We start from the raw sequence: 11073 nt of genomic DNA, 5'->3' as shown, positions 1-11073 counted from the left end.
GTACTGGCGGTAATCTTCCAAAGTGGATTGTCGCGGCATCGCGTCCATGGCTGCGGGTGCGGCAACCATGCCTGCCTTGGCCATCATCATTGGACGCGGGGCGGAAGCTTTTTGCAGGTTCGGCTCCCCGGCAATCAGGCTGAGCTTGACGTCGTTCCAGTCACGGCCGCTGCGATTGGCGATACTGGCGCGCGATTCCCATTGTATGCGGCAGGCGGCGCCGGGTTGCAATGTACCGATGTAGGAGGCGCGCCAGCCCAGGCCGGAGGTCGGGTAGCTCAACAGGGCCTGTGTCTTGCCGCTGCGCGAAGCCTGGACTTTCAGGTTGAGAATGGCGCCCGAGGCGGCATAGTCCTCATCCCGGACAAAGACATAGTTATAGCCGGTAGCTGGAGTCCAATAGACACGATTGTCGTCCGCGCGGATCAGCAGGCCGCCATTCTCGGTCGCCACCAGCACGCCGTCGGGCGTCGCTTGCCCATTGCCACGCAAGCTCACGCGCTTGCCGATCATGCCCGAGAGCATCGCACTCTGACTTTGGTCCAGCCTGAGCTGTTGCGACAGCACCTTGCCTCCGTCGATCGATAACGAGAGTCCTTCGGTATCCAGGAACTGGGGCAGGCCGTGCAGGCTGATCTCCTGCGTGCCCGATTGCAGATCCAGGGTGCGCGGTTCGCGCGCCAGCGCGAAGCCGGATGCGATGGCGCCGCTGTTATCGGCACTGAACAGCGAACTGTCGTCGCTGCGATACAGCGTCAGTTCGGTGCGGTCGGGTGTCGCGGCGAAAGCCTGGCCGGACAAAGCGACGGCGCTGGCGAAAGCGAGCAGGGTAGGGAGCGATCGACGCACGGCGGAAACTCCTTGTCATGGGGAATCGACGCCGATCTTACCTCCCGGTGATGAAGCTGCGGCATCCGTGCCGCGTCAGGTTTAACCCCATCGCGCCGCTTTGTGCGTTAGGCGGCGGCGTCGCGCACGGCCTGTGGCAACGGTACCGACTTGCCCGTCTGGGGATTCATCCAGACCATCACCACGCGGCCCTCGCAGTAGACCGTCTCGGCATCGTCGGCGTCGATCATGCGATGACCGATCGACATCGAACTATTGCCGGTACGCTCATTGAACAACTGCACACGCACTCGCGCCGGCCAGGCGATCGGGCGGCGATAGTCGATCTCGCTGGCTGCCATCACTGGCATAGCCTGTGCATTCATCCATTCCCCAGGCACCTTTTGCAGCCACTGCAAGCGAGCTTCTTCCAGATACGTGAGGTAGTTGGAATTGTTGACGTGATTGAACGCGTCAAGGTCACGCCAACGTACGCTGATGATGGTATCGAGCAGCGGGTTTGTCGCTGCGGTCGTGTTCGAGCTCATGCTTTCTTCTTCCTTGCTTGCTGCTTGGCCTGCTTGATTTCCAGATGAGGAGCGAGGAAGCGCCCTGTGTGCGAGCCGGCCGTATCGGCAACGTCTTCGGGCGTGCCGGCAACCAGGATACGTCCGCCGCCGGCGCCGCCCTCGGGGCCGAGATCGACAATCCAGTCAGCCGTCTTGATCACATCGAGATTGTGCTCGATCACGACGACCGTATTGCCCTGGTCGACCAGTTGGTGCAGCACATCGAGCAACTGCTCGATATCGTGGAAATGCAGGCCGGTCGTCGGTTCGTCGAGGATGTACAGCGTGCGTCCAGTGTCGCGCTTGGACAATTCCTTCGACAATTTCACGCGCTGCGCTTCGCCGCCGGACAGGGTAGTCGCGCTCTGGCCGAGCTTGATGTAATCCAGGCCGACGGCACGCAGCGTGTCGAGCTTGCGTGCAATGGTCGGCACGTTCTCGAACAGCTTGAGCGCATCTTCCACCGTCATGTCCAGCACATCGGAAATGGTGTGGCCCTTATAGTGGATCTCCAGCGTTTCGCGGTTGTAGCGCTTGCCATGGCAGACATCGCAAGGCACATAAACGTCCGGCAGGAAGTGCATCTCTACCTTGATCATGCCGTCGCCTTCGCAGGCTTCGCAGCGGCCGCCGCGCACATTGAAGCTGAAACGGCCCGGGGTATAACCGCGCGAGCGCGCTTCGGGTACCTGCGCAAACAACTCGCGTAACGGCGTGAACAACCCGGTGTACGTCGCCGGATTGGAACGCGGTGTGCGGCCGATCGGCGATTGGTCGATATCGACCACCTTGTCGAACAGGTCCAGTCCCTCGACCGATTTGTAAGGCGCCGGTTGCACGCTCGAGCCATTCAGTTCGGCGGCGGCCAGGCGGAACAAGGTGTCGTTGACCAAGGTCGATTTGCCCGAGCCGGAGACACCGGTCACGCACGTGAACAGGCCGGCCGGGATGGACAGGTCCACGTTTTTGAGATTGTTGCCGCTGGCGCCTTTGAGATGCAGCCAGGATTCCTTGTCCTGTTGTTCGCGCCGCTCGCGAGGTACTTCGATGGCGCGCCTGCCGGACAAGTACTGGCCCGTCACCGAGCGCGGCGAAGCGAGGATATCCTTGAGCGAACCCTGCGCCACGACTTCGCCGCCGTGCACGCCGGCACCCGGGCCGATATCCAATACATGATCGGCTGCACGGATCGCATCTTCGTCGTGCTCGACCACGATCACCGTATTGCCCAGGTCGCGCAGACGCGTCAGCGTGCCGAGCAACCGCTCGTTATCGCGCTGGTGCAGCCCGATGGACGGCTCGTCCAGCACGTACATCACGCCGACCAGGCCCGCACCGATCTGCGAGGCAAGGCGGATGCGCTGGGCCTCGCCGCCGGAAAGCGTATCGGCCTGACGGTCGAGCGTCAGGTAATTCAGGCCCACATCGTTGAGGAAGGTCAGGCGCTCGCGGATCTCCTTGACGATCTTCACCGCGATTTCGCCGCGCCAACCGGCCAGCTTCAGCGTGTCGAAGAACGCCAACGAGTCGTCGATCGAGCGGGAGGTGAGCGAGGGCAGGGCATGATCGGCCACGAACACGTTGCGTGCCGAACGGTTCAGGCGCTGACCTTCGCAATCCGGACAGGGGTGGTCGCTGATGTACTTGGCCAGCTCTTCGCGCACCGCGGGCGATTCGGTTTCCTTGTAGCGTCGTTCGAGGTTCGGCAGGATGCCTTCGAAGGCGTGCTCTCGGGTGACTTTGCCGCCGCGTTCGGTGAGATACCGGAATGCGATCTTGTCCTTGCCGCTGCCGTACAGCACCGCCTGCTGCACGGTCTTGGACAGTTTCTGCCACGGCGTATCGACATCGAAGCCGTAGTGGTTGGCCAGCGACATGATCAACTGGAAATAATGCGCATTGCGGCGATCCCAGCCGCGGACCGCGCCGCCGGACAGCGGCAGTTCCGGATGGCCGACGACACGCGAGGCATCGAATACCTGGGTGACGCCCAGGCCGTCGCAAGTGGGGCAGGCGCCGATCGGCGAGTTGAACGAGAACAGGCGCGGTTCCAGCTCGGGCAGCGAGTAATCGCAGACCGGGCAGGAATAGCGCGACGACAGCAACTGCTCTTGTGCCTTGGTGTCGTCCATGTCGGCCAGGATCACCAATCCGTCACCGAGGCGCAGCGCGGTCTCGAACGATTCGGCCAGGCGCTGCTTGATGTCGTCGCGTGGACGGAAGCGGTCGATCACCGCTTCGATGGTGTGCTTCTGGCGTAGCGTCAGCGGCGGTACGGCGTCGAGATCGTAGACAACGCCATCGACGCGGGCACGCACGAAGCCTTGCGCGCGCAATTGCTCGAATATCTGGACGTGTTCACCCTTGCGCTCGCGCACGACGGGTGCCAACAGCATGAAGCGCTTGTCGGCAGGCAGCGCCAGCGTGGCGTCGACCATCTGGCTGACGGTCTGGGCTTCCAGCGGAATGCCATGATCCGGGCAGCGCGGCGTACCGACACGGGCATACAGCAGGCGCAGGTAGTCGTAGACCTCGGTGATCGTGCCCACGGTCGAGCGCGGGTTGTGCGAGGTGGATTTCTGTTCGATCGAGATGGCCGGCGACAGGCCTTCGATGTGGTCCACATCCGGCTTTTCCATCATGGACAGGAATTGCCGCGCATAGGCCGATAGCGATTCGACATAGCGGCGCTGCCCTTCGGCATAGATGGTGTCGAAGGCCAGCGAGGATTTGCCCGAGCCGGACAGACCGGTGATGACGATCAGCCGGTCACGGGGAAGGTCCAGGTCGATGTTCTTGAGGTTATGCGTGCGCGCACCGCGTATGCGGATCGTATCCATGGCTACCGGATGGTTAGGGGGGTAGGGAAAAACTGCACTATACCAAACCGGCCAGGTTAGTTATTGGTCGGGTGGCATAAGCGGAAGGGATGTGGCTTTAATACCGGGCGCGGCCGCCAGGCGGCCCGTCGGCATGCCTACCATATGGGGGCGCAATATGGACAATCGAGGGAGTGCGATGAAAAAGAGCGTATGGCTGGGACTGGGATTGGGGCTGGCTTTCAGTGCCGTGGCGGGACAGGCGCTGGCGGCCCAGGCAAGCGAAGCCAAGGTCAAGGAACTCATGGATGTGGTTGGCGTGGGCAAGATGATGTCGCAGATGAACAGCCAGATGGCCGGCATCATGCAGCAGGCCCTGCCTTGCGTGCCGGGCAGCTACTGGCAAGGCTTTATCGACGCCAACGGGACCCAGCAGCTGATCGGCCGCATGGTGCCGATCTACCAGCGGCATTTCACCGCCGAGGACGTCGACGGTCTGCTGAAGTTCTATCGTTCGCCGCTGGGCCAGAAGGTCATCAACGAGATGCCCTCGACCATGGCCGAGGGCATGCAGATCGGCCAGCAATGGGGCCAGGAGCGTGGCCGTCAGATGGTCGCCGACCTGCAGAAGAAGGGCACCCTGGACGCCCAGGGTCGCTGCCCGGCCACGCCGGCGGCTGCGCCGGCCAAGGGGAAGTAACAGGTCAGGTCGGTCTGCGGCCTGTCGGGGGGTATTCCTCTCCTCGCAGGCCGCACCCGTGGCCGGCCTCACTTAGCTCCTTACGACTGGTCACTATTTGACCAGTCCTGTCCCCGTCGCTATACTTCCCCGTTCCCAGCGGCACAAAGCGCCCTGTGGAAACCCAAGAGAATAACGACAGAAGGGATATTCCCATGAGCTATGCAGTCATCAAGACCGGCGGCAAGCAGTACCGCGTTCAGCAGGGCGACGTCCTGCGCGTGGAACTCCTGACCGCCGATGAAGGTGCCACCGTCAGCTTCGATCAGGTCCTCCTGGTCGGTTCGGGCGAGTCGGTCACCATCGGTGCCCCGACCGTGGCCGGTGCCACCGTCAGCGCCACCGTGCGCAAGCACGGCCGCGCCGATAAGATCCGCATCGTCAAGTTCCGCCGCCGCAAGCACTACAAGAAGCAGCAGGGACACCGTCAGCATTTCACCGAAGTCGAGATCACGGGCATCAACGCCTGATCCGCCAATCTGGAGTAATCAGTCATGGCACATAAGAAAGGCGTAGGCTCGTCCCGTAACGGTCGCGACTCGAACCCGAAGTACCTCGGCGTCAAGATTTACGGCGGCCAGGCCATCGAAGCGGGCAACATCATCGTGCGTCAGCGCGGTACCAAGTTCCATGCCGGCACCGGCGTGGGCCTGGGTCGTGACCACACGCTGTATGCGCTGGTCGACGGCACGGTCGAGTTCAAGACCCGTGGCGAGAAGAACCGCAAGTACGTCAACGTCGTCCAGGGTTAATTCTCCCGGCCTCGTTCGCAAACGAAGGCCCCGCTTCGGCGGGGCCTTTGTCTTTTGAGAGGGGTGCTTTTCCCCCTCACACCTTACCCCTTACTCTTCACCCATTATGAAATTCGTCGACGAAGCGATCATCAAAGTCCATGCCGGTGACGGTGGCAACGGCTGCATCAGCTTCCGTCGCGAGAAATTCATCCCGTTCGGCGGCCCCGACGGCGGCGATGGGGGGAGCGGCGGCTCGGTCTGGCTGATTGCCGACGAAGGCCTCAATACCCTGATCGATTTCCGCCACCAGCGCAGCTTCAAGGCTCAGCGCGGCCAGAACGGCATGGGCAGCGACATGTACGGCAAGGGTGGCGAGGACACCACGATTCGCGTGCCCGTGGGTACGGTTGTGACCAACGTGGATACCGACGAAATCATCGGCGACCTCACCTCGCACGGCCAACGCCTGCTGGTGGCGCAAGGCGGCAAGGGCGGTCTCGGCAACATCCATTTCAAGAGTTCGGTCAACCGCGCGCCGCGTAAGTCCACGCCGGGCACGCCGGGCGAAGTGCGCGAATTGAAGCTGGAGCTCAAGCTGCTGGCCGATGTCGGCCTGCTGGGCTTTCCCAACGCCGGCAAGTCCACCTTCATCCGAGCTGTCTCCGCCGCGACGCCGCGCGTGGCCGACTACCCGTTCACCACGCTGCATCCCAACCTGGGTGTAGTCAGCCTGGGTACCGACCAGAGCTTCGTGATTGCCGATATTCCAGGCCTGATCGAAGGCGCCGCCGAGGGCCATGGCCTGGGCATCCAGTTCCTGCGCCATGTCTCGCGCACGAGCTTGTTGCTCCATCTGGTGGATATCGCGCCGATCGACGGTACCGATCCGGTCGAACAGGTCAGAGCAATCGAGCACGAATTGTCCAAGTTCGATCCCGAGTTGCTCGAGCGCCCGCGCTGGCTGGTGATAAACAAGGCCGACATATTGCTCGATGACGAGCGCAAGCAGGTTGCCGAGGACATCGTGCGGCGGCTGGAGTGGAAGGAGCCGTGGTTCCTTGTCTCCGCGATCGCGCGTGAGAACACCATGGCTGTCTGCCAGCAAGTGCAGCGCTTCTTCGAGTCGCAGCGCGAGGTACGCGAAGGCCGTGCCGATATGCATCCGGGCGACGTGCGCCTGCGTGGCGAGCCCTCGCAAGGCTGATGTCGCAGGCCGCACTGCAAGGACGAGTCGCTGGGTATCGCCGGCTGCGCGAGCAGCCGCTGTGGCGTCTGCTGGCTGCGGACCATGCGCCGGAGCTGGTCGGTCTATTGCAGACCGTGTTGCTGGAAGGCGATCGCAAGCTTCCGGGTTCGGTCTTGCTGGAGCGCCTCCAGCAACACCTCGACGCCATCAATACATCCGATCTGCCGCGCGAGTTGCCACGCACGGCGCAGGCCTATGTTGCGCATTGGCTGGCGCAGGGGTATCTCGAGCGCCGTTTGCCCGAAGGCGCGCATGAGGAGGAATACGAACTCTCCACCCAGGCGATTCAGGCGATCCGTTTCATCGCCGGCCTGGAATCATCGCGCAGCGCAGCGACGGAGAGCCGCCTGTCGTTGGTGATCCAGCAGCTAGTGCAACTGGCCGAGCAGACCGAAAGCGATCCGGCTGCGCGCCTGTCTGCGCTGTATGCCGAGCGCGACCGCATCGATGCCGAGATCGCGCGGGCCGGTACCGGCAAAGTCGCCGCACTCGACGGCAAGCGCGCCCTGGAGCGTTCGCGCGAGATCATCCAGCTTGCCGACGAGCTCACCGAGGATTTTCGCCGCGTTCGCGACGATTTCGAGCGGCTCAACCGGGAATTCCGCGAACGCATCATCGATGACGAAGGTGAGCGCGGCGATTTGCTCGAGCGCTTGTTCGAAGGCGTGGACGTGATCGGCGAGAGCGAGGCCGGGCGTAGCTTCCAGGCATTCTGGCGGCTGCTCAACGACGTCGAACAGAGCGCCCAGCTCGACGCCGCGCTCGAGGCGGTGCTTTCGCGCGGCTTTGCACGCAAGCTTCAGCGCGCCGAGCGGCAGTTCCTGCGTGGTTTGACCGGCACCATGCTCGACCGGGGTGGCGACGTCAACGATGTACTGCAGCATTTCGCACGCAGCCTGCGCGGGTTCGTGCAGAGCCGCGGCTATCTTGAGCAACGACGATTGAACCAGTTGCTCAAGCAGGCGCAGGCCGAGGCCCTGCAATTGCGCGATAGCGTGCACGCGCAGCAGCGCACGCCCTATACCCTGCAACTGACGACCAGCCGCCTGCGCTCCCTGTCGCAATGGCGGCTGCACGATCCACGTAACGGTCAGGTCGACGGGCGCATCGTGCGCAGCGACGGCGCAACGATCTCGCTCGACAGCGTCGGCGAATTGGTGGCGCAATCGGAAATCAACATCCGTGGGTTGCGTCGCGATCTGCACGAACTCCTGCGCGATCATCCGCAGCTGTCCATCGGCGAGGTGCTCGGCCATCGCCCGGCAGAGCAGGGTCTGGGTAGCGTGATCGGGTTGCTTTCCCTGGCGACACGGCACGGTGTTATCGCCGATGGCGGTCAGCACGAGGCCATCAGCTGGGAAGGCGGCGATGGTCATCGGCGGCATGCGCGTATTCCGTTGGTGTGGTTCCTGAAAGAGAAACGCCATGAATTTGCCTGAAGACGATCTCGATACGTTGGCTGTTACCGAGGGAGCGCCGATTGTCGACGCGCGCGGTAGCGGTCTATTCGATGGCGACACAGGGCTTCTGCCCGTGGATGCTCGCCGCGTGCTATGTCAGCTGTTGGCAGGCCCGAGCGTCGATGCGGGACGTCACAGCCAGCTCTGGCCAGTGCTGCTGCGTCACGAGACAGCGTTGCGCTCGCATCTGTGCGAGCTGTTCCTGGAGCTGGTGCTGGATCGCGAGGCAGGCGTAGCTTTCGTACGTCAGGCCGATACGGGCGAACTCAATACGCCCGTGCTGCTTCGCACCTCGCCGTTGACCTTTCTCGACTCGGTACTGCTGCTGCATTTGCGTCAGCAGCTGGCCGAGGCCGATGCACAAGGTCTGCGCGCCGTCGTCGAAGAGAGTGTCCTGAACGACGTGCTGTCGGTCTACGAAAAGAGCGTATCCACCGATCGAGCCGGTTTCGGCAAGCGCGTAGCGCAGGCGATAGGCAAGATGAAAGATAACCATATTCTGGTGAAGTTGCCTGGCGGCGAAGAGCGTTACGAGGTTTCACCCGCGCTCAAGCTGCTGTTCTCGGCCGAGGACGTGCTGGCGTTGACGCGCGTCTATCGCGAACTCGGTGAGGGCGGCGGCATGGAGGAAACCGGTCGATGAGCACCGAGCCGGGCGATCTCGCGCCAAAGAAAAAAGCCAAGGCAGCCAAGACGGCCAAGCCCGTCGCGCCGTCGTTGTTCATGTCCGACCTGCCCAGCCCGCGCGACGAACAGTTCCGTATGCGCCGCTTGCAGGTATTCAACTGGGGAACCTTCAGCGGACTGGTCGAAGTGCCGATCGCCGAAAAAGGATTCCTGTTTGTCGGCCGTTCCGGCTCGGGGAAGTCGACGCTGCTGGATGCGATGTCGGCATTGCTGGTGCCGCCGAACCTGGTCGATTTCAACGCGGCTGCGCGTGAAGCCGAGCGCAGCGGTCGCGACCGCAATCTTGCCTCTTATGTGCGTGGCGCCTGGGCGGATCAGCAGGATAGCGATTCGGGCACCATTGCCACGCAGTACCTGCGCAAGGGCACGACCTGGTCGGCGCTTGTGCTGGAATACCGCAACAGCCTCGGTGCGACGGTGTCGCTGATCCGCCTGTTCTGGATTACCGGCAATGGTTCGTCGGCTGCCGATGTACAGAAGCACTACATGGTGACCGAGCGCGCGTTCGATATTGCCACCGACATGGATGGTTTCGATCTCGACCGCCGTCGCCTGAAGACGCGCCTGGGCGACGAGGTCCATCATTTCGATACCTTCTCCGGTTATGCCGAGCGCTTCCGGCGCCTGCTGGGCATCCAGAACGAGATGGCGCTCAAGCTGCTGCACAAGACGCAGTCGGCAAAGAATCTGGGCGACCTCAATCATTTTCTGCGCGGGTTCATGCTCGATGAGCCGCAGACTTTCGCCGCGGCCGACCGTCTGGTCGCCGACTTCGGCGAGCTGGATGCCGCCCACAAGGCGGTGGTGGTCGCCCGCGAGCAAGTCGCGACGCTGGGGCCGGCGCGTGAGGCCCACGAGGCATTGATGAAGCTGCGGCGTACGACGTCGGAGCTGCGCGAGCTGCAGCACGGCGTGGACGCCTATCGCGAACAACGCCGCCTGGGTCTGCTCGATGCGCGCCTGGCCGAGCTCAAGACGCAGGACCAGGCGCTGGGCAGCGAGGTCGAGCAGCGCCGCCAGGCGGTGGCCAACCACGATGCGCGCGTCAGCGACCTGGAGCGCCAGCGCCGTGAACAAGGCGGTGACGCCATCGATGGTCTCGAGCGTGAGCGCGACCGTGTCGTACGTGACCGTGACAAGGCCATGCAGCGCCGCGACAAGATCGAAGCCGCTTGCGAGCAGCTAGGCTGGTCTCTTCCGTCCACGGCGCGTGCATTCGCCGAAATGGCCGGGCAGGCGCGCGAACTGCTCGATGGCGCACTGGGGCGCGCGGCGTCCCTCGAAGAACAGATGGACGGCCTGAAACGCGAAAGCGAGCAGGCAGGCCAGCGTTTCGCCGAAGTGCGCGCCGAGATCGATGCGCTCAAGCGCAATCCATCCAATATTCCCTCGCACGTGCAAGCGATGCGTGCACGCCTTTGCCAGGAGCTGGGTCTGGCGGAGCATGCGTTGCCATTTGTCGGCGAGCTCTTGCAGGTCAAGTCCGAAGAGGCCGCCTGGAGCGGCGCCATCGAGCGCGTACTACATGGTTTCGCGCTGTCCATGCTGGTCGACGAGCGGCATTACGGCGAAGTATCGGCCTGGATCAATAAAACGCATCTCGGCGGCAAGCTGGTCTATTACCGGGTCGGTCGCTCAGACAGTTTCGACCGGCACCGCCTGGACACGCGTTCGCTGGTGCACAAGCTCGATGTTCGCGACCATGTCCATCAGGGGTGGCTGAGCGAGCAACTGGCGCGGCGCTTCGACTATGCCTGCGTCGACTCCGCCGCCGCGCTGCGTCACGCCGACCGCGCCATGACCCGCGAAGGGCAGGTCAAGCATCCCGGCGAGCGCTACGAGAAGGACGACCGTCGCGCCATCGGCGACAAAAAGCATTGGGTATTGGGCTTCGACAACCGCGACAAGCTGAGCCTGTACGAGAAGGAAGGACAGCAGCTGGCGCAGGTTATCGCGCAGGCGGGTGAAGCCATCAAGCGACTGCGTGAGGA

General features: G+C 63.1%; 9 protein-coding genes and 1 pseudogene. 7 read left to right on the top strand and 3 right to left on the bottom strand.

Features of this window, described 5'->3' with window-relative positions:
• The 3 genes and pseudogenes from VIM98_RS03110 to uvrA all read right to left on the bottom strand — a co-directional run.
• Positions 1-849: pseudogene (locus tag VIM98_RS03110) on the bottom strand (DUF4139 domain-containing protein); the annotation flags it as partial.
• A 107-nt stretch (positions 850-956) separates the two neighbouring features.
• Positions 957-1376: a thioesterase family protein gene (locus VIM98_RS03105; protein ID WP_331991629.1), complete on the bottom strand. Its 420-nt coding sequence runs from the start codon at positions 1374-1376 to the stop codon at positions 957-959.
• Positions 1373-4237 carry an excinuclease ABC subunit UvrA gene (gene uvrA / locus VIM98_RS03100; protein ID WP_331991628.1) on the bottom strand — a complete coding sequence of 955 codons (2865 nt, stop codon included), beginning with the start codon at positions 4235-4237 and terminating at the stop codon, positions 1373-1375. The genes VIM98_RS03105 and uvrA overlap by 4 nt, the downstream gene beginning before the upstream one ends.
• A gap of 178 nt (positions 4238-4415) precedes the next feature.
• Here uvrA and VIM98_RS03095 point away from each other — a divergent pair, with 178 nt between their 5' ends.
• The 7 genes from VIM98_RS03095 to VIM98_RS03065 form a co-directional block, all read left to right on the top strand.
• Positions 4416-4916, top strand: coding sequence for a DUF2059 domain-containing protein (locus tag VIM98_RS03095; protein ID WP_331991627.1), 501 nt, complete (start codon positions 4416-4418; stop codon positions 4914-4916).
• Between the two features lie 194 nt (positions 4917-5110).
• Positions 5111-5425 (top strand): 50S ribosomal protein L21, encoded by a 315-nt coding sequence (gene rplU / locus VIM98_RS03090; RefSeq protein WP_331991626.1) that lies wholly within the window; start codon positions 5111-5113, stop codon positions 5423-5425.
• 24 nt (positions 5426-5449) lie between these two features.
• The gene (gene rpmA / locus VIM98_RS03085) at positions 5450-5707 is read left to right on the top strand and encodes a 50S ribosomal protein L27 (protein WP_331991625.1); all 258 of its coding nucleotides are present in this window, start codon (positions 5450-5452) and stop codon (positions 5705-5707) included.
• 106 nt (positions 5708-5813) lie between these two features.
• Positions 5814-6893, top strand: coding sequence for an Obg family GTPase CgtA (gene cgtA, locus VIM98_RS03080; protein WP_331991624.1), 1080 nt, complete (start codon positions 5814-5816; stop codon positions 6891-6893).
• Positions 6893-8374, top strand: coding sequence for a DUF3375 domain-containing protein (locus tag VIM98_RS03075; RefSeq protein ID WP_331991623.1), 1482 nt, complete (start codon positions 6893-6895; stop codon positions 8372-8374). The genes cgtA and VIM98_RS03075 overlap by 1 nt, the downstream gene beginning before the upstream one ends.
• Positions 8361-9038: a DUF4194 domain-containing protein gene (locus VIM98_RS03070; protein ID WP_331991622.1), complete on the top strand. Its 678-nt coding sequence runs from the start codon at positions 8361-8363 to the stop codon at positions 9036-9038. Before VIM98_RS03075 ends, VIM98_RS03070 begins: the two co-directional genes overlap by 14 nt.
• The coding region (locus tag VIM98_RS03065; RefSeq protein ID WP_414650182.1) for an ATP-binding protein at positions 9035-11073 on the top strand (2039 nt) is incomplete at its 3' end. The genes VIM98_RS03070 and VIM98_RS03065, both read left to right, overlap by 4 nt.

Origin of the sequence: Dyella sp., assembly GCF_036568765.1 — a bacterium.
GTDB lineage: Bacteria > Pseudomonadota > Gammaproteobacteria > Xanthomonadales > Rhodanobacteraceae > GSA-30.
The sequence above is the reverse complement of the archived record's forward strand: the minus strand, read 5'-3'. Positions and strand labels throughout refer to the sequence as shown.